The sequence below is a fragment of the Streptomyces avidinii genome (genome assembly GCF_014650695.1).
GTDB lineage: Bacteria > Actinomycetota > Actinomycetes > Streptomycetales > Streptomycetaceae > Streptomyces > Streptomyces avidinii.
Genome location: NZ_BMVL01000001.1, coordinates 65,305 through 83,526 on the forward strand (window position 1 = coordinate 65,305; position 18,222 = coordinate 83,526).

Here is an 18,222-nt window from a genome sequence, read left to right on the forward strand (position 1 = left end):
GGGAGAGGGCCTCTCAGGGGTGCTCGACGAGGGGGCGGAGTTCGCCTGCCGGGCGGGGGCGGGTGTGTTCGCGCTGTTCGAGCCCGAAGGTGGTGAAGGCGGTGCGGTCCGGCTGGGGGTAGGGCTCCTTGCCGGTGAGGGTGTTGAGGATGGCGGCGCTGCGCCAGGCGGCGAGGCCCAGGTCGGGGGCGCCGACGCCGTGGGTGTGGCGTTCGCCGTTCTGGACGAAGATGCTGCCGCTGACGGTGGGGTCGAGGAGCATCCGGTAGCGGTCGTCGATGCGGGGGCGGCCGGAGGAGTCCTTGCGCAGGTACGGGTCGAGGCCTGCGAGGAGGCTGCCGAAGGGGCGTTCCCGGTAGCCGGTGGCGAGGACGACGGCGTCGGTGGTGAGGCGGGAGCGGGTGCCCTGCTCGGTGTGTTCGAGGTGGAGCTCGACCTTGGTGGTGGCGACGCGGCCGGCGGTGCGGACGGTGATTCCGGGGGTCAGGACGGTGTCGGGCCAGCCTCCGTGGAGGGTGCGGCGGTAGAGCTCCTGGTGGATGGCGGCGATGGTGTCGGCGTCGATGCCCTTGTGGAGTTGCCATTGGGCGGGGACGAGCCGGTCGCGTACGGGTTCGGGGAGGGAGTGGAAGTAGCGGGTGTAGTCGGGGGTGAAGTGTTCGAGGCCGAGTTTGGAGTACTCCATGGGGGCGAAGGAGGCGGTGCGGGCGAGCCAGGTGAGGCGTTCGCGGCCGGCGGGGCGGGAGCGGAGGAGGTCGAGGAAGACTTCGGCGCCGGACTGGCCGGATCCGATGACGGTGACGTGTTCGGCGCCGAGGATGCGCTGCCGGTTGTCGAGGTAGTCGGCGGAGTGGATGACGGGGACGGTGGGGGCGTCGGCGAGGGGGCGCAGGGGTTCGGGGACGTAGGGGGCGGTGCCGATGCCGAGGGCGAGGTTGCGGGTGTAGGTGCGGCCGAGGGCTTCGGCTTCGCCGGTGGCGTCGAGTTGGGTGAAGTCGACTTCGAAGAGGTCGCGTTCGGGGTTCCAGCGGACGGCGTCGACCTGGTGGCCGAAGTGGAGGCCGGGGACGCGGCCGGCGACCCAGCGGCAGTAGGAGTCGTATTCGGCGCGGTGGATGTGGAACTGCTCGGCGAAGTAGAAGGGGAAGAGCCGTTCCTTGTGCTTGAGGTAGCTGAGGAAGCTCCAGGGGCTGGCCGGGTCGGCGAGGGTGACGAGGTCGGCGAGGAAGGGGACCTGGAGGGTGGCTCCTTCGATGAGGAGGCCGGGGTGCCAGCGGAAGTCTCGGCGCTGGTCGTAGAAGGCGGTGGCGAGTTCGCCGGCTCCTTGTCGGGGCAGGCCGTGGGCGAGGGCGGCGAGGGACAGGTTGAAGGGGCCGATCCCGATTCCGACGAGGTCGTGGGGGGCGTCGAGCTGGGCGGTCATCGGTGGGTGCTGCCTTCCAGGAGGGAAATGAGGGTGTCCAGGTCCCCCGCTGTGGTGTGCGGGTTGAGCAGGGTGGCCTTGAGCCACAGGCGGCCGTCGGCGTGGGTGCGGCCGAGGACGGCGCGGCCTTGGTGCAGGAGGGTGCGGCGCAGGGTGGCGAGGTGGTCGTCGTCGGCGTGGGTGGGCCGGAAGAGGACGGTGCTGATGGTGGGGGGTGCGTGGAGTTCGAAACCGGGGTGGGCGTCGAGGAGCCGGGCGAGGTGGTGTGCGGTGTCGATGGTGCGGTCGATGAGTGCGGTGAGGCCGTCGCGGCCGAGGGCGCGGAGGGTGGTGGCGATCTTGAGTGCGTCGGGGCGGCGGGTGGTGCGCAGGGAGCGGCCGAGGAGGTCGGGCAGGCCGGCTTCGGTGTCGTCGGTGGCGTTGAGGTAGTCGGCCCGGTGGGCGAGGGGGGTGAGGAGGGCGGTGTCGGGGACGGCGAGGAGGCCTGCGGCGACGGGCTGCCAGCCGAGTTTGTGCAGGTCGATGGTGAGGGAGTGGGCGCGGCCGAGTCCGGTGAGTTTGTCGCGGTGGCGGGGGCTGAGGGCGAGGAGGCCGCCGTAGGCGGCGTCGATGTGGAGGTCGGCGCCGTAGCGGTCGCAGAGGTCGGAGATGCGGGTCAGCGGGTCGATGAGTCCGGCGTCGGTGGTGCCGGCGGTGGCGGTGACCAGGGTGGGGCCGGGGGTGGTGGCGAGGGCTTCGGCGAGTCGGGCGGGGTCGAGGACGCCGGTGGGGGTGGGGATTTCGGTGGCCGGGGGGAGGCCGAGGAGCCAGGCGGCGCGGGGTACGGAGTGGTGGGCGTTGGCTCCGTGGAGGACGGTGAGGGTGGGGCCGTGGCGTTCGCGGGCGAGGAGCACGGCGAGTTGGTTGGCTTCGGTGCCGCCGGTGGTGACGAGGGCGTCGGCGTGGGGGGTGTCGTAGAACTCGGCGGCGAGGGTGCGGGTGAGGAGGGCTTCGAGGGCGGAGGCGGCGGGGGCCTGGTCCCAGGAGTCGAGGGAGGGGTTCAGGGCGGAGGCGGCGAGGTCGGCGGCGACGGCGACGGCGAGCGGGGGGCAGTGCAGGTGGGCTGCGCAGAGGGGGTGGGCGGGGTCGGCGGCGCCTGCGGCGAGCGTGTGGACGAGGGTGCGGAGGGCTTCGTGGTCGCCGGTGCCGTGGGCGGGGAGCAGGCCGGTGTCGCCGAGGGCGGTGCGGACGCGGGCTGCCTGGGTGTCGGGGCCGCCTGCGGGGAGGGGGCCGTGGCGGTCCTCGGCGCCGGTGCGCAGTGCGTCGAGGACGGTGTCGAGGAGGGGGCGCAGGGCTTCGGGTCCGTGGGGGCCGCCGGCGAGCGGGGGCGGTGTGCCGGGCGGCGGCGCTGTCATCGGGTCCTCCGGGGGCTGGCCGGGTGCGATGTGGGGCACCCGGCCAGTACAACGATCAGACCCGAATGGGGTAACCGCCGGGGTTTGTCCGAATCGGTGGTGGCCTGGTGGGCCGGTTCGCGGAGCGGGACTTGCCGGTGCGGGTCTGCCGGGGGCGGGGTGCCGGGGGCGGTGCGGGTCGGCCGGTGCGGGTCTGGCGGTGCCGGGGCCGTGGGGGCGGCCGGCGCGGGTCGGCCGGCGCCGGGGCCGGCGCGGGTCGGCCGGGGCCGGGGCGGGTCGGCCGGGGCCGGGGCGGGGTGGGGTGCCGTCCGGGACTGCATGATTTATGGCGCCCTGGGCCGGGTGGCCCGTACGGGCTGCGGGTGCGCCACCACATCACGTTCTACGTCCCGGACAGCACCCCACCCCGCCCCCGTCACCGGCCCTCGCACCGCCCCGCCGGCGCCGCCGGGTCGGGGGTGGGACGACGTGATTTGTGGCGCGGTATCGACCCGTACGGGCCCGGTGCCGCCGGGGCGCCATAAATCATGCAGTCCCGGACGACACCCCGTCCCACCCCCGACCCCCTCGTGCCTTGCCCCCCGTAGGGGACCCGGCCTGGCCTCCGCAGGGGACCCGGGCTAGCTCCCCGCAGGGGAACGGGTCTTGAGGGCTCGGGCGAGGTCGTCGAGTTGGTCGACGAGCTTGCGGCGCAGGAGGGGGAGGATGTTCGGGTCGGTGAGGCAGGCGTGGCCCGCCTGGAGGTTGGCTTCGTCGACGGCGTGGGCGGGGAACGCCCAGCGGCCGGCGGCTTCTCCGATGGCCGGGCCCCGGCGGGCGGCGAGAGCGACCGCGTCGGGGTAGTAGCGGGTGACGTATTCGGTGAGCAGCTCGGCCTGTTCGGGCTGCCAGAAGCCCTGGGCGGTGGCGCTGAAGAGGTAGTTGGACAGGCTGTCGTCGTGGAAGAGACGGTCCCAGGCGGCGGCCTTGGCTTCCGGGGTGGGGAGGGCGGAGCGGCAGCGGGCGGCGCCTTCCTGACCGGTGGCGCTGGTGTCGTCGGCGAGGGCGGCGTCGATCTCGGTCTCGCCGACGGCGCCGAGGACGGCGAGGCGGCCGAGGATGCGCCAGCGCAGTTCGGGGTCGAGTGCGGGGCCGCCGGGGACGGTGTCGTCGGCGAGCCAGGCGGCGATGGTGTCGGGCTGGGTGGCGCTGTCGACGAGGGTGCGTACGGCGGTGAGCCGCATGCCGGGTTCCGAGCCGTCCTCGGTGCGTCGGAGCAGGTCGCGGGCGATGGTGGTGAGGGTGGCGAGGGCGGCGGTCCGCTCGTCGGGGGCGACGTAGCGGCCGGCGATCTGGGTGTGGGCGAAGGTGAGGACGCCCTGGACGATGGCGAGGTCGTTCTCTTCGGGCAGGTGTGCCGCGGCGGTCGCCAGGTAGTCGTGCGGGTCGAGTTCGCCGTCGCGGACCATGTCGCGCAGGGAGTTCCAGACGACGGCGCGGGTGAGGGCGTCGGGGATGCCCGCGAGGCCGCGCAGGACCGTTTCGACGGAGTGCTCGTCGAGCCGGACCTTGGCGTAGGTGAGGTCGACGTCGTTGAGGACGAGGAGTGCGGGGCGGGGCCCGGTCACGGAGATGACCTCGTCGGAGGGGATGTCGAGGTCGAGGAGCTCGCGCAGTTCCAGGAAGCGGCCGTCGACGGGGTCGCGGTCGTAGACGCCGACGGCGATGTGGTGGGGGCGGCTGCCGCGGCGGTCGACGGTGAGGGTCCAGCCGGGGGCGCTGTCGGGGCGGCCCTCGGATTCCTCGACGCGGGGGGTGAGGGTGTCGATTCCGGTGGTGCGCAGCCAGATGTCGGCCCAGGCGCGGACGTCGCGTTCGGTGTGGGTGGCAAGGGAGTCGACGAAGTCGTCGAGGGAGGCGTTGGCGAACTTGTGGCGGGCGAAGTGGGTGTTGATGCCGGCCAGGAAGTCCTTCTCGCCGAGCCAGGCGACGAGCTGGCGCAGGACGGAGGCGCCCTTGGCGTAGGAGATGCCGTCGAAGTTGAGCAGGGCGGAGGCGGTGTCGGGGACGTCTTCGGGGGCGGGGGCGACGGGGTGGGTGGAGGGGCGCTGGTCGGCGTCGTAGCCCCAGGGCTTGCGGGTGACGCCGAAGTCGGTCCAGGTGTCGGTGAAGCGGGTGGCTTCGGTGAGGGTCTGGTAGCCCATGTATTCGGCGAAGGATTCGTTGAGCCAGATGTCGTCGAACCAGGCGAGGGTGACGAGGTCGCCGAACCACATGTGGGCCATCTCGTGGGCGATGACCATGGCGCGGGACTGGCGTTCGGTGTCGGTGACGGCGGAGCGGAAGATGAGCTCGTCGCGGAAGGTGACGAGTCCGGGGTTCTCCATGGCGCCGGCGTTGAACTCGGGTACGAAGGCCTGGTCGTAGGAGTCGAACGGGTAGGGCTCGGTGAATTTCTCCTGGTACCGGTCGAAGCAGTCCTTGGTGATGGAGAGGATTTCGTCGGCGTCGACGTCCATGTGCGGTGCGAGGGACTGGCGGCAGTGGATGCCGAAGGGCAGTCCGGCGTGCTGGGTGCGGATGCTGTGCCAGGGGCCGGCGGCGACCGCGGCCAGGTAGGTGGAGATGAGGGGGGTGGGGGCGGACTTCCAGATGCCGGCGCCGCTACCGTCGGGGGCGTCGCCGGTGCGGGTGGTGATGCCGTTGGCGAGGACGGTCCAGTGGGCGGGGGCGGTGACGGTGAATTCGAAGACGGCCTTGAGGTCGGGCTGGTCGAAGGCCGGGAAGACCCGCTGGACGTCGTCCAGGAACATCTGGGAGTAGACGTACGTGTGCCCGTCCGCGGGGTCGGTGAAGCGGTGCAGGCCCTCGCCGGTGCGGGAGTAGCGCATGCGGGTGTCGAGGTGCAGCTCGTGGTGGCCCTCGGTGAGGCCGGTGAGGGGGAGGCGGTCGTCGGCGAGGGCTGCCGGGTCGAGGGGGTTGCCGTCGAGGGTGGCGGAGCGCAGTTCGACGGGCTTCAGCTCGATGAAGGTGTCTGCGTCGGTCCGGGCGGTGAACCGGATGACGGTGGTGGAGTCGAAGGTGTCGTCGTCGCCCGTGAGGTCGAGGGTGACGGCGTAGTGCTGGACGTCGATGAGCTGGGCTCGGAGCTGCGCTTCGGTGCGCGTCAGTGCGGACATGGGGCCCATGCTGCCGCAGTGGGCGGCCGGACCCCCGACTTCTACTCTTCGCCCGCGGCAATCGTCTCGTGGTGGCGGATGACCTCGGCGATGATGAAGTTGAGGAGCTTCTCGGCGAAGGCGGGGTCGAGTTTGGCGTTCTCGGCGAGCTGGCGCAGGCGGGCGATCTGGCTGGCTTCGCGGCCCGGGTCGGCGGGGGGCAGCTGGTGCCGTGCCTTGAGGTGGCCGACCTGCTGGGTGCACTTGAAGCGTTCGGCGAGCATGTGGACGACGGCGGCGTCGATGTTGTCGATGCTGTCGCGCAGGCGGGCGAGTTCGGCGGTGACGCTCTCGTCGATGCCTGCGGCGTCCTTGGCCGCGTCGTCGGCCGCGCCCGCGCCCGTGCCGGTGCCGTTGTCGAGGTCGCTGATGTTCATGGTTCCCGAGAATACGTGGCGGTGGCGGCTGGTTCCTCGGGCAGTCGGCCTGTGAGACGGCGACCCTTTACTTGCCAGAATGGAAAGTACTCGCCATAGTGGAAATCACTGGCGTCGATCAGGCGTGTGCGAACGAGGGGGAACCATGCGGGAGACGACGGGGGCCGTCGGGGCGTTGGGCCGGGCGGCCGAGGTGGAGAAGGCCGCGCGGCAGCGCAGCGGCTGGTACGCGCGCTATCTGTGGGCCTTCGCGGCCGGGCAGCTGGTGCTCGTACCGCTGGCCGTGCTGGGGCGCGGCCCGGTCTCGGTGGTGGTGCTGGGGGTGGCCAATGTGCTGCTCGTGACCGGGCTGAGCGTGTACGCGGCGCGGCAGCGGGTGGTCCGCCGCGGGTTCGGAGTGAAGCACGGGGTGCTGGTGGGGTCATGGGCGGCGGTGTTCGCCCTGGTGGTCGTACTCGGCTTCACGGTGTTCGGCCGCAGCGTGCCGTTCGCGGTGGGAGCCGCGCTGGCGTGTGCGCTGCCGCTCGCCGTGGGGGCCTGGACCGAGATGCGGGGCTCGGCATGACGGACGAGCCGACGGTGGACGCCGGGGCGGAGGCGGCCGCGAAGCGCGGCGGCCATCCGCGGCACGATCTCGCGCCGCTGCTGAACGCGCCCGTCCGGCTGTCCGTGGTGGCGGCGCTGGCTCCGCTGGACAAGGCCGAGTTCGCTTTCGTACGGGACCTGGTCGAGGTCTCGGACTCGGTGCTGTCCAAGCAGGTCGCGGCGCTGGAGGAGGCGGGCTGGGTGGAGGTCCGCAAGGGCCGGGTGGGGCGTCGGCCCCGTACCTGGATCTCGCTGACCCCGGAGGGCCGGGCGGTCTACGAGCGGCATCTGGCCGCGCTGCGGGCCATCGCGTTCGGCGGCCCGTAGCCGTCAGAGCGGGAGGGTGGCGGTGACGATCCAGCCGCCCTCGGGGGTGGGGCCGGCGGAGAGGAAGCCGCCGAGGGCCTCGGCGCGCTCGGTCGGGCCTTTCGGGGCTCCGCCCCGGACCCCGCGCCTCAAACGCCGGCGGGGCTGAATGTGCCCCGGCTTCGAACGGGGGCAGGGCTGGGGTGGACCGGGCCTCGGACGGTGTCGGGGCTGAATTTGCCCCGGCTTCGAACCGGTGCGGGGCTGCAATGGCCCCGGCCGAATGGGCTCGGTGGGCGTCATGCCGAGGTGGCGGCGAGGCCGCTTTCCCGGGCCCGGCCGGCGATTTCGACGCGGTTGCGGGCGTCGAGTTTGGCCTGGACATCGGCCACGTGGGTCTTGACCGTGGAGAGGGAGACGAAGAGTTCCCCGGCGATCTCCGCGTTGGTCAGGCCGCGCGCGAGGCAGCGTACGACGTCGCGTTCCCGCTCGGTCAGGGGCTCCGTCGGGCGGCGGGCCCCGGCGGCCGGGGTGCGCGGGGCCATTTCGCGCAGCAGCCGCACCGTGATCGCCGGTGAGACGAGGGAGTCGCCGACGGCCGCCGCCCGTACCGCTTCAACCAGCATGGCCGGACTGGCGTCCTTCAGGAGGAAGCCGGACGCTGCGCCGTGGAGCGCCGCGTGGACGTACTCGCGAGGTCGAAGGTGGTGACGATGACGATGTGCGGCGAGTCGGGGGCGCCGGACAGCCGGCGGGTGACTTCGAGGCCGTCGAGCCCGGGCATGCGGATGTCGAGGAGCAGGACGTCGGGCCGGTGCTCGGCGACGGCTGCGAGGGCCGCTTCGCCGTCGACGACGTCGGCGACGACCTCGATGTCCGGCTGGCTTTCGAGGATCATGCGGAAGCCGGTTCTGGCCATGTCCTGGTCGTCCGCGATGACCACGCTGATCGTCATGCGCCACCCGTCCCACTGCCGCCCGCTGCCGCCACCGGTTCCTTCCCGTGGGACCGGTGTGCGGGTCGGGTCGCAACCGCACGGCACGGCGTGCGCTCGCCCTTCCGCCCGGTCGCGGACCGGGCGGAAGGGCGAGCGGGTCGGGCCGGTGGAGCTACATGCCTGCCGCGGCGCTCTTGATCGCGGCGGCGAAGGTGGAGACCTCGGTGTAGACGCCGGGGTAGTTGGGCCGGGCGCAGCCCTCGCCCCAGCTGACTATGCCGACCTGGATCCAGGCGTTGTTGTTGTCGCGGCGGAACATGGGGCCGCCGGAGTCACCCTGGCAGGTGTCGACGCCGCCCTGGGGCAGGCCGGCGCAGATCTCCTCGCTGGGGACGAGGGAGCTGCCGTAGGCGGCCTTGCAGGTGGCGTCGGAGACGAACGGGACGGTGGCCTTCATCAGGTAGCGCTGCTGGCCGCCGCCCTCGCGGGTGGCGCCCCAGCCGGCGACGGTGAAGGTGCCGTTGTCGTAGGCCTTGGTGTCGGCGATCTTGAGGGTGGGCAGGTTGATGGGCTTGGCCAGCTTGATCAGGGCCCAGTCCTTGCCGGTGCCGTTGTAGCCGGGGGCCTGGAGGACCTTGGTGGACTTGACCTTGATGGCGCTGGAGCTGTTGAGGTCGACGACTCCGGCGGTGGCGGTGATGGAGGTGTTGTTGCCGGAGCCGTTCACACAGTGGGCGGCGGTGAGGACGATCTGCTGGGTGTAGAGGGCGCCGCCGCAGCCCATGGAGAGGCGCACCATGAAGGGGAACTCGCCCTGCGCGGCGCGGGTGCCGCCTACGACGGGTGCGGTGCCGGCGGTGGCGGTGCCGGGCTGGAGGCTGACGGCGGCGAGGGCGACGGCGCCGACGGCGAGGGTGCGCTTCATGAACTGCACAAGGGTGGTCACAGTCAACACACTGCCTTTCGTGGGGGGTTGGGCTGTGCGCGCGTCATCGGGTGAATGACGGGTCCATGACACAACAGGCGTGTGGTGGACATCAAGAAGGCAATTTCGGCCAACTCCCGCCCACGCGGCAGAGATTGCGGTAAGGAGGGCTCGATGACGGAGAACGGGGGGCCGGGCGGCCCCATCGAGCACGGATTTCCGCACCTGGCGACCGTGCGCGCCTCGATCACCGCGCTCTTCCGCCGGCTCTCGGCCGACGGGATCCGCGCCTACGACACGAGCATCACCCCCGCCGACGCCGCCTTCGACGCCACCGACGACCTCTACCCGGGCGCGCAGCGGGTGGCCGCGGCGACGGTGCGCGCGCTGCGGCTGCCCGACGCGCGCATGGTGGTCTCCTTCCGGGCGATGGAGGAGGCGGCGACCGTGGAACTGGCGACGGGCCCCGAGTACTTCGTCGAGGTCAACGACCGCTTCCGCACCCACCGCCGGGACCTGGCGGCCGCGCTGTCGCACGAGGTCGCGCACGTCCTGCTGCACCGCCTGGACCTGCACTTCCCCGGCACCGCCGAGAACGAGATCCTCACCGACACCGCCGCCGCGTACCTGGGGGCCGGCTGGCTGCTCCTGGACGCCTACCGCGAGGACGCACTCACCCACCAGCGCTTCGGCTACCTCACGCCGGAGGAGTTCGGCTACGTCCTCGCCAAGCGCGCCGCCCTGTTCGACGAGGACCCCGCCCCCTGGTTCACCAGCCACCGGGCGTACGAGGCCTACGTGCGCGGGCGGGCGCTCGCCGAGCGCGACCACCGCCGGGCCCCGCTGGCGGCCGCCGGGCCGCTGGCGCGGCGCCGGTACGCGAAGGCGCAGCGCACCGGGGGCGACGGGGGCGCCGGAAACGGCGGGGCCGCCGGTGCCGCCGGGGGCGACGCATCGACGTACCGCTTCGAACAGGACGGCTCCGGGGGCGGGTTGCGGGTGAGCTTCCCGTGCCCGGTGTGCGCGCAGCGGCTCCGGGTACCGGTGCGCGGGCGGTTGCGTGCCCGGTGCGGGCTGTGTCACTCCGTGCTCGACTGCCTCACGTAGGACCATTCATCACGCGGTCACGAAAAGTTTCCTACCGGCCAGTAGACAGGGGTGCGGTTCTCGCCAACTCTGGTCACGTACATGCCAATTCTGTGACCGAGGGAGCGCCCCCCATGCGCAGCATCCGCAGCCCCCGCATGCCCCGTACCGCCGCCGCAGCAGTGGCCGCGGCCGCCGCCGTCCTGACGCTGGTTCCGGCCACCGCCGCCCAGGCCGCGCCCGTCCCGGCACCCACGCCGGTGTCCGTATCCGGCTCCCCGGCCGCCCCGGCCGCCTCGGCGCCCGGCGGCAACTCGGCGATCCTCGGCATCGACTACGCCACCTGGCAGCGGGACGTCGCCGCCGTCATCGACGCGGCCCGGCCCGCTATCGAGGCGCGCATTGCCGCCTCGCCCGCCGGCGAGAAGCCCGCGCTGGTCCTCGACATCGACAACACCTCGCTGGAGACGGACTTCCACTGGTTCTGGACCTTCCCGACCCCGGCGATCTCCAAGGTCCGCGCGCTGACCCAGTACGCGCACGCGCGCGGTGTCGCGGTCTTCTTCGTGACCGCCCGTCCCGGGATCATCGAGTCCCTCACCGAGCGCAATCTCAAGGCCGTCGGCTACCCGGTCTCCGGACTGTACGTACGTGACCTGCCCGACCTGTTCGACGAGGTCAGCGCCTACAAGACGGGCAAGCGCGCGGAGATCGAGGCGCGCGGCTACACGATCATCGCGAACATCGGCAACAGCGCCACCGACCTTGTCGGCGGTCACGCGGAGCGCACCGTCAAGCTGCCGGACTACGGCGGCAAGCTCTCCTGACCCGCGCGCGGCGGAGGCCGGGCGGCGGCCGCACGGCCGCCGGACCCGCAACCGGCTCAATCCGAACAGGAAATGGACAACATGATGGGCCGACTGCGGTTCAGGGAGTGGATGTAGCGGGTAGTCATAGGACATCGCACCGATGAAGACTCGGGCCCGACCCCTCGCCAGGGGGCCGGGCCCGCTTCCGTGTCCGCCCTCGTAGGTGCCGCTGTGCCGAGGCATCGGTCCCCCGGCACAGCGGAGGCCCGCGCCGTCCGGCCACGAGCCCCGGCGCGGTCACTGCCCCGGCTCGGCCCCGCCCGGGAGGTTCAGCTGCCAGGAGACGCCGAAGCGGTCGTTGACCCAGCCGAAGCGGGCGCTGAACCCGTAGGCGCCTAGCGGCATCAGCTCCGTGCCCTGCTCGGCGAGGGCCCCGTAGAGGCGCTCGATCTCGGCCTCGCTGTCGCACTGGACGTAGAGCGACACGGCGGGCGTGAAGCCGAACTCGTGCTCGGCCGGACTGTCGATGCACATGAACGTCTGTCCGGCCAGGGAGAAGGCGGCGTGGCGCACGGTCCCCTCCGCCCCGGCCCCGGGTCCGGCCTCGTCGGCGCCGTAGCGGCTGATGCCCAGCACCTCGGCGTCGTCGAACAGCGAGAGGTAGAAGGTCATCGCCTCCTCCGCCCGCCCCTCGAACATCAGAAACGTGGTGATCTTCTGCGGGCTCGGCGTGATGGTCATCGCTGGGTCCTGTCCCTTCGTTCTCCGTTGCGCCGGCACTCCGGAGCACCGGCGCTCGGAGCAGACCCTAGGTCTACCGCGCCCCGTACACCGGCAGCGGTGCCTGCGCCGCCGCGAGGAGTTTCCGTGTGGCCTCGCCCGCCTCCGCCGGGGTCCAGCGCGCGCCGCGGTCCGCGGTGGGGCCCGGCCGCCAGCCCTCCATCACCGTGATCCGGCCGCCCTCCGCCTCGAAGACCCGGCCGGTGACCCCGGCCGAGGCGTCCGCGCCCAGCCACACCACCAGCGGCGACACGTTCGCGGGGGCCATCGCGTCGAAGGCGCCCTCCTCCGGGACGGCCATGGTCTCGGCGAAGGTCCGCTCGGTCATCCGGGTCCGCGCCGCCGGGGCGATGGCGTTGACCTGGACCCCGTAGTGGCCCATCTCCTGCGCCGCGACCATCGTCAGGCCGAGGATCCCGGCCTTGGCCGCGCTGTAGTTGCCCTGGCCGACCGAGCCCAGCAGCCCGGCCCCGGAGGAGGTGTTGACGACCCGGGCCGCCACCGGACGGCCCGCCTTGGCCTCCGCCCGCCACCATGCGGCCGCCGACCGCAGCGGCAGGAAGTGGCCCTTCAGGTGCACCCGCATGACCGCGTCCCAGTCGTCCTCGTCGAGGTTGACCAGCATCCGGTCCCGCAGGAACCCCGCGTTGTTGACCAGGGTGTCCACGCGCCCGAAGGTGTCCACGGCCGCCGCCACCAGCGAGGCCGCGCCCTGCGAGGTCGCGATGTCCCCGCCGTGCGCCAGCGCCTGCCCGCCCAGCTCCCCGATCTCCCGGGCCACCTGCGCCGCGGGACTGTCCGGTCCGGGCAGCCCGTCCAGCCCGACACCGAGGTCGTTCACGACGACCTTCGCCCCTTCCGCCGCGTAGGCCAGCGCGTGGGCGCGGCCCAGCCCCCGTCCCGCGCCCGTCACGATCACGACCCGGCCTTCGCACAGTCCCGCCATCTCAGCTCTCCTTGTTGACAGTTGCCGCATCCAGGAACGCCGGGCGCTCCCCGCCCCCGTGCACGAGCAGGCTCGCCCCGCTGACGTACGCCGCCCGGTCCGAGGCCAGGAACACGGCCGCCTCCCCCACGTCGGAGGGTTCGGCGAGCCGCCCCAGCGGGACGGTGGCGCCGACCGACGCGATGCCGGCCTCGTCGCCGTAGTGCAGGTGTGCCAGTTCGGTGCGCACCATGCCCAGGACCAGTGAGTTGACCCGTACGTCGGGGGCCCATTCGACGGCCATGGACCGGGCCAGGTTCTCCAGTCCCGCCTTGGCGGCGCCGTATGCCGCCGTCCCCGGCGAGGGGCGGGTCCCGCTGACGCTGCCGATCATGACCACCGAGCCCCGCGCCTCCCGCAGCCAGGGGTACGCCGCCAGCGAGGTGGTCATCGGTGCGAGCAGGTTGAGCTCGACCACCCGTGCGTGGCGCTGCGCCTCGCCCTCTCCCAGCAGCCGGTACGGGGTTCCTCCGGCGTTGTTGACCAGGCAGTCGAGCCGCCCGTGGCGGCCGGCGACCGCGTCGAAGAAGTCGTGCACGGCGGCGGGGTCGCGCAGGTCGACCGGGCTGAAGGCGGCCCTGCGGCCGTCCGCCGCCACCTCTTCGTCCGGTGGCCGCCGGGCGCAGACGACCACGTCCGCGCCGGCCGCGAGGAACGACCGCGCGATCCCGGCGCCGACGCCCCGGGTTCCTCCGGTGACGACGACAACCCTCCCGTCGAGCTCCATAGGCTGCTACCTTCCTCACCTAACAAATGTTTGGTGGAAAGGTAGCTGATCCGCTCATGGGTGTCTCCACCTCAAGCCCCGACAAGGGCATCGCGCTCGTCACGGTCGACTTCCCGCCGGTCAACGCGCTTACGGTGCAGGGCTGGTACGACCTGGCCGACGCCCTGAGGTCCGCGGGCCGCGACCCCGAGGTGCGGTGCGTCGTGCTCGCCGCCGAGGGCCGCGGCTTCAACGCCGGCGTCGACATCAAGGAGATGCAGCGCGACACCGGACACGCCGCCCTGATCGGCGCCAACCGCGGCTGCTACGAGGCCTTCGCCGCCGTGTACGAGTGCGAGGTGCCGGTCGTCGCGGCCGTGAACGGGTTCTGCCTGGGCGGCGGCATCGGGCTCGTCGGCAACGCCGACGCGATCGTCGCCTCCGACGACGCCACCTTCGGACTGCCCGAGCTGGACCGGGGCGCGCTCGGCGCCGCCACCCACCTGGCCCGGCTGGTCCCGCAGCATCTGATGCGCGCGCTGTACTACACCTCGCGCACCGCGACCGCTGCCGAACTGCACGCGCACGGCTCGGTGTGGAAGGTGGTGCCGCGCGCGGAACTGCGCTCCGCCGCCGTGGAACTGGCGGCCGAGATCGCGCGGAAGGACGGCTACCTGATCCGGCTCGCGAAGGCCGCCATCAACGGGATCGACCCCGTGGACGTGCGCCGCAGCTACCGCTTCGAGCAGGGCTTCACCTTCGAGGCCAACCTCAGCGGGGTGGCCGACCGGGTCCGCGACACCTTCGGGAAGGGAGAGCGCTCATGACCGACAAGTCCATGACCCCCGAAGAGGTGGTCGGACAGCTGCACAGCGGGATGACCATCGGCATCGGCGGCTGGGGTTCCCGGCGCAAGCCCATGGCCCTGGTGCGGGCACTGCTCCGCTCCGGGATCACCGATCTCACCGTGATCTCCTACGGCGGCCCCGACGTCGGTCTGCTGGCCGCCGCCGGCCGGATCCGAAGACTGGTCGCCCCCTTCGCCACCCTCGACTCCATTCCACTGGAGCCCCACTTCCGGGCGGCCCGCGAGCGTGCCGCCTTCACCCTCACCGAGCTCGACGAGGCCATGTTCATGTGGGGCCTGCACGCCGCCGCCAACCGGCTCCCCTTCCTCCCCGTCCGGGCCGGCCTCGGCTCCGACGTGATGCGGGTCAACCCGGAGCTGCGTACGGTCACCTCCCCCTACGACGACGGCGAGGAGCTCGTCGCCGTCCCGGCCCTGCGCATGGACGCCGCCCTGGTCCACCTCAACCGCGCCGACCGCCTGGGCAACGCCCAGTACCTGGGCCCGGACCCGTACTTCGACGACCTGTTCTGCGAGGCCGCCGACGCCGCCTACGTCTCCTGCGAGCAGCTCGTCGAGACCGCCGAGCTCGCCAAGTCGGGTCCTGCGCAGTCCCTCCTCGTCAGCCGCCACTCCGTCACCGGGGTCGTGGAGACCCCGAACGGCGCACACTTCACCTCCTGCGTGCCCGACTACGACCGCGACGAGGCCTTCCAGAAGCTGTACGCGACCACCCCCTGGACCGTGTTCGCCGACCGCTTCCTGTCCGGGGCGGGCGAGCACGACTACCAGGCGGCCGTCCGGACCTGGCACGAGGAGCAGCAGTGACGACCGCCGACACCACCACCGCCCCCCGCACCGTCTCCCGCGCCGAGTACTGCGTGATCGCGTGCGCCGAGGCCTGGCGCGACAACGGCGAGGTGCTCGCCAGCCCGATGGGCCTGATCCCCTCCTTCGGGGCCCGGCTCGCGAAGCGCAGCTTCTCGCCCGATCTGCTGCTGACCGACGGCGAGGCCATGCTCGTCGGGCTCGACGGCACCGCCGAGGGCTGGCTCCCGTACCGGCGCCACCTGACGATGGTCACCGGTGGCCGGCGGCACGTGATGATGGGCGCCAGCCAGATCGACCGGTTCGGCAACCAGAACATCTCCTGCATCGGCGACTGGGAGCGGCCGGCCCGCCAGCTCCTCGGGGTGCGCGGCGCACCCGTCAACACCCTGAACAATCCGGTGAGTTACTGGATCCCGAAGCACTCGACGCGGGTGTTCGTCGAGCGCGTCGACATGGTGAGCGGGGTCGGCTACGACCGCGCGGAGGCGGCTGGGGTGACCCGCTTCCACCGGCTGCCCCGGGTGGTGAGCGACCTCGGCGTCCTCGACTTCGCCGGGCCCGGTCACTCGATGCGCCTGGTCTCCGTCCACCCCGGCGTGACCGTCGAGGACGTCCTGGCGGCCACCGGCTTCGAGCCGGCCGTCACGGGCGAGGTCCCGTACACGCGGGAGCCGACCGCAGAGGAGCTGCGGCTGATCCGCGAGGTGATCGACCCCAAGGGACTGCGCGACCGGGAAGTGCGGGGCTGAGGCGATGGCGACGAGGATACGGACGGCCTTCACCGAGCTGGTCGGGGTCGAGCACCCCGTCGTGCAGACGGGCATGGGCTGGGTCGCCGGCCCCCGCCTGGTCTCGGGCGCGGCCAACGCGGGGGCGCTGGGGATCCTGGCCTCGGCCACGATGACCCTGGACCAGCTGCGTTCGGCGGTCCGCGAGGTGAAGTCCCGTACGCCGGACGGGACGCCCTTCGGGGTCAACCTGCGGGCGGACGCCGGGGACGCGGCCGAGCGCGCCCGGTTGATCATCGACGAGGGGGTGCGGGTCGCCTCGTTCGCGCTCGCGCCCTCGCAGGAGCTGATCGCGCGCCTCAAGGACGCGGGCGTGGTCGTCATCCCGTCGGTCGGGGCCCGGCGGCACGCCGAGAAGGTGGCCGCCTGGGGTGCCGACGCGGTGATCGTGCAGGGCGGCGAGGGCGGCGGGCACACGGGGGACGTGGCCACGACGGTGCTGCTGCCGCAGGTCGTGGACGCCGTGGACATCCCGGTGATCGCGGCGGGCGGCTTCCGCGACGGGCGCGGCCTGGTCGCGGCCCTCGCCCACGGGGCCGCCGGCATCGCCATGGGCACCCGCTTCCTGCTGACCTCGGACTCCACCGTCCCGGACGCCGTGAAGGCCGAGTACCTGCGGGCCACCGTCAAGGACGTCACGGTCACCACGGCCGTCGACGGGTTGCCGCACCGCATGCTCCGTACGGAGCTGGTCGCCTCCCTGGAGCGGGCGGGCCGCACCCGGGCCCTGGTGCGGGCGGTGCGGCACGCCGCCGGCTTCCGCAGGCTGTCCGGCCTGAGCTGGCCGCAGATGGTCCGCGACGGCCTCGCGATGAAACACGGCAAGGACCTGTCCTGGAGCCAGGTCCTGCTCGCCGCGAACACCCCGATGCTCCTCAAGGCGTCCATGGTCGAGGGCCGAACGGACCTCGGCGTCATGGCATCGGGCCAGGTCGCGGGGGTGATCGACGATCTCCCGTCCTGTGCGGAGCTCGTCTCCCGCGTCATGGCCGAGGCAGAGCAGACCCTCGAAGCTCTCGAAGCACTGCACTCGCTCCGCACCCTGCCACCACCAGGGTGATCCCCCTTCTCCGTCACAGGAGTTGCCCCTATGAGCCGTGCCAGAATCCGCCTGACGACCGCGGCGGCCGCCGCCGCCCTCGCCGTCGGGATCCTGCCCGCCTCCGCGTACGCGGCGACGGCACCCGGAGCCGGGGTCGGTGCCCGGTACCACCAGCAGCAGGCCGAAACGATCCGTCAGATCCCCCTCCAGGGCGCCGTCAACCTCCGGGACATCGGCGGCTACCGCACCTGGACCGGCGGTCAGGTCCGCCAGGGCCTGGTCTACCGCTCCGACGCACTGAGCAAGCTGACCGCGGCGGACATCACCACCGTCGCCGGTCTCGGCCTCAAGAAGGTCGTCGATTTCCGCATCCCGATGGAGCTCCAGTACGACGGCGCCGACCGGCTGCCCGCCGGGCTCTCCCCCACTTCGCGGCCGGTCAGTGACCTCGGCCTCTACGGAACCCTCGTCGGCGCGATCGGCAGCGGCGATCCCGTCACCCAGGAGCAGATGCTCGGCGGCGGCCGCGCCGAGGCGTACATGCGCGACATCTACCGCACCTTCGTGACCGGCCCCGAGAACCGGGCGCAGTTCGCGGCGACGCTCCGGGAGATCGCCGACGGCCGGCAGGGCCCGGTCCTGTACCACTGCACGTCCGGCAAGGACCGGACCGGCTGGATGAGCTACGTCCTGCTGCGCGCCCTGGCCGTCCCCGAGGACACCGCGGAGCGCGACTACCTGGCGTCGAACACCTTCCGCGCCGCCTACGACGCGCAGGTACGGCTGGGCCTGCGGCAGTCGGGCCGGATGCAGAACCCGGACCTGCTGATCCCGCTCCAGGAGGTCCGCCGGGACTACCTGGATTCGGCGACGGCGCAGATGGAGGCCGACTACGGCAGCTTTTACGGCTACCTGACGCAGGGCCTCGGCCTGGACCTGCGGACGCTGGCGAAGCTGCAGGACCGGATGGTCCGGTAGCGGACAGCACGACGCCGGGCAGCGCGTCCTGCGCTGCCCGGCGTCGTGGTGCGTACGTGTACTGCGGCGGTACGGAGATCAGACCGCGCGGCGGCGGCCCTGACCCCCGGAGCCGACCCGGCTGCGCGCGGAAGCCGCGGCGGCGCCACCGCCACCGCCGCCCGTCCCGCGTCGGCCGCGCTCGCCGGAGCCTCCCGCGGCGGCGCCGCCCTGGCCACCGCGACGG

The 18,222-nt window shown here is 72.7% G+C and carries 18 protein-coding genes and 1 pseudogene; 9 read left to right on the top strand and 10 right to left on the bottom strand.

What is annotated here, in order from left to right; all coding sequences use genetic code 11:
- Positions 1-13: 13 nt before the first annotated feature.
- The 4 genes from IE257_RS00290 to IE257_RS00305 all read right to left on the bottom strand — a co-directional run bounded on the left by IE257_RS00290 (position 14) and on the right by IE257_RS00305 (position 6,391).
- Positions 14-1,423 carry a lysine N(6)-hydroxylase/L-ornithine N(5)-oxygenase family protein gene (locus IE257_RS00290; RefSeq protein WP_189963344.1) on the bottom strand — a complete coding sequence of 470 codons (1,410 nt, stop codon included), beginning with the start codon at positions 1,421-1,423 and terminating at the stop codon, positions 14-16.
- Positions 1,420-2,817: a pyridoxal phosphate-dependent decarboxylase family protein gene (locus IE257_RS00295; RefSeq protein ID WP_189964650.1), complete on the bottom strand. Its 1,398-nt coding sequence runs from the start codon at positions 2,815-2,817 to the stop codon at positions 1,420-1,422. The genes IE257_RS00290 and IE257_RS00295 overlap by 4 nt, the downstream gene beginning before the upstream one ends.
- A gap of 620 nt (positions 2,818-3,437) precedes the next feature.
- A complete protein-coding gene (gene pepN / locus IE257_RS00300) occupies positions 3,438-5,984 on the bottom strand; it encodes an aminopeptidase N (RefSeq protein WP_189963346.1) in 2,547 nt (848 codons plus the stop codon).
- A 32-nt stretch (positions 5,985-6,016) separates the two neighbouring features.
- A complete protein-coding gene (locus IE257_RS00305) occupies positions 6,017-6,391 on the bottom strand; it encodes a chorismate mutase (RefSeq protein WP_229920029.1) in 375 nt (124 codons plus the stop codon).
- Between the two features lie 145 nt (positions 6,392-6,536).
- Here IE257_RS00305 and IE257_RS00310 point away from each other — a divergent pair, with 145 nt between their 5' ends.
- Together IE257_RS00310 and IE257_RS00315 are read left to right on the top strand one after the other, a co-directional pair.
- Positions 6,537-6,956, top strand: coding sequence for a hypothetical protein (locus IE257_RS00310; RefSeq protein WP_189963348.1), 420 nt, complete (start codon positions 6,537-6,539; stop codon positions 6,954-6,956).
- Positions 6,953-7,303 (top strand): winged helix-turn-helix domain-containing protein, encoded by a 351-nt coding sequence (locus tag IE257_RS00315; RefSeq protein WP_189963350.1) that lies wholly within the window; start codon positions 6,953-6,955, stop codon positions 7,301-7,303. Before IE257_RS00310 ends, IE257_RS00315 begins: the two co-directional genes overlap by 4 nt.
- A 3-nt stretch (positions 7,304-7,306) precedes the next feature.
- On the opposite strand, the gene IE257_RS38825 is transcribed toward IE257_RS00315, so the two are convergent.
- The 3 genes and pseudogenes from IE257_RS38825 to IE257_RS00325 form a co-directional block, all read right to left on the bottom strand.
- Positions 7,307-7,435 carry a hypothetical protein gene (locus tag IE257_RS38825; protein WP_268251372.1) on the bottom strand — a complete coding sequence of 43 codons (129 nt, stop codon included), beginning with the start codon at positions 7,433-7,435 and terminating at the stop codon, positions 7,307-7,309.
- A gap of 146 nt (positions 7,436-7,581) precedes the next feature.
- A pseudogene (locus IE257_RS00320) lies at positions 7,582-8,237 on the bottom strand (response regulator).
- A 154-nt stretch (positions 8,238-8,391) separates the two neighbouring features.
- Positions 8,392-9,144 carry a serine protease gene (locus IE257_RS00325; RefSeq protein ID WP_245385015.1) on the bottom strand — a complete coding sequence of 251 codons (753 nt, stop codon included), beginning with the start codon at positions 9,142-9,144 and terminating at the stop codon, positions 8,392-8,394.
- A gap of 174 nt (positions 9,145-9,318) precedes the next feature.
- Between IE257_RS00325 and IE257_RS00330 the strand changes: the two genes are divergently transcribed.
- Positions 9,319-10,251, top strand: coding sequence for a hypothetical protein (locus tag IE257_RS00330; RefSeq protein WP_189963354.1), 933 nt, complete (start codon positions 9,319-9,321; stop codon positions 10,249-10,251).
- Between the two features lie 113 nt (positions 10,252-10,364).
- Positions 10,365-11,057, top strand: coding sequence for an HAD family acid phosphatase (locus IE257_RS00335; RefSeq protein WP_229920030.1), 693 nt, complete (start codon positions 10,365-10,367; stop codon positions 11,055-11,057).
- A 279-nt stretch (positions 11,058-11,336) separates the two neighbouring features.
- Here the strand turns inward: IE257_RS00335 and IE257_RS00340 are convergent, their stop codons facing one another.
- The 3 genes from IE257_RS00340 to IE257_RS00350 all read right to left on the bottom strand — a co-directional run bounded on the left by IE257_RS00340 (position 11,337) and on the right by IE257_RS00350 (position 13,531).
- A complete protein-coding gene (locus tag IE257_RS00340; RefSeq protein ID WP_209468366.1) occupies positions 11,337-11,780 on the bottom strand; it encodes a VOC family protein in 444 nt (147 codons plus the stop codon).
- Positions 11,781-11,853: 73 nt separating this feature from the next.
- Positions 11,854-12,765, bottom strand: coding sequence for an SDR family oxidoreductase (locus IE257_RS00345; RefSeq protein WP_189963356.1), 912 nt, complete (start codon positions 12,763-12,765; stop codon positions 11,854-11,856).
- 1 nt (position 12,766) lies between these two features.
- Positions 12,767-13,531 carry an SDR family oxidoreductase gene (locus IE257_RS00350; protein WP_189963357.1) on the bottom strand — a complete coding sequence of 255 codons (765 nt, stop codon included), beginning with the start codon at positions 13,529-13,531 and terminating at the stop codon, positions 12,767-12,769.
- Between the two features lie 56 nt (positions 13,532-13,587).
- Here IE257_RS00350 and IE257_RS00355 point away from each other — a divergent pair, with 56 nt between their 5' ends.
- From IE257_RS00355 to IE257_RS00375, 5 genes are read left to right on the top strand one after another with little or no spacing between them, the layout of a single operon-like run.
- Entirely contained in the window at positions 13,588-14,337 is a 750-nt protein-coding gene (locus IE257_RS00355; RefSeq protein WP_189963360.1) for an enoyl-CoA hydratase family protein, read from the top strand.
- On the top strand, positions 14,334-15,185 hold the full coding sequence (locus IE257_RS00360; RefSeq protein ID WP_189963362.1) for a CoA transferase subunit A: 852 nt from the start codon (positions 14,334-14,336) through the stop codon (positions 15,183-15,185). The genes IE257_RS00355 and IE257_RS00360 overlap by 4 nt, the downstream gene beginning before the upstream one ends.
- Complete coding sequence (locus IE257_RS00365; RefSeq protein WP_189963364.1) at positions 15,182-15,937, top strand: CoA-transferase subunit beta; 756 nt, start codon at positions 15,182-15,184, stop codon at positions 15,935-15,937. Before IE257_RS00360 ends, IE257_RS00365 begins: the two co-directional genes overlap by 4 nt.
- Positions 15,938-15,941: 4 nt before the next feature.
- Entirely contained in the window at positions 15,942-17,036 is a 1,095-nt protein-coding gene (locus IE257_RS00370) for an NAD(P)H-dependent flavin oxidoreductase (protein ID WP_245384917.1), read from the top strand.
- Between the two features lie 30 nt (positions 17,037-17,066).
- Positions 17,067-17,996, top strand: coding sequence for a tyrosine-protein phosphatase (locus tag IE257_RS00375; protein ID WP_189963366.1), 930 nt, complete (start codon positions 17,067-17,069; stop codon positions 17,994-17,996).
- The last annotated feature ends 226 nt before the right edge of the window (positions 17,997-18,222 follow it).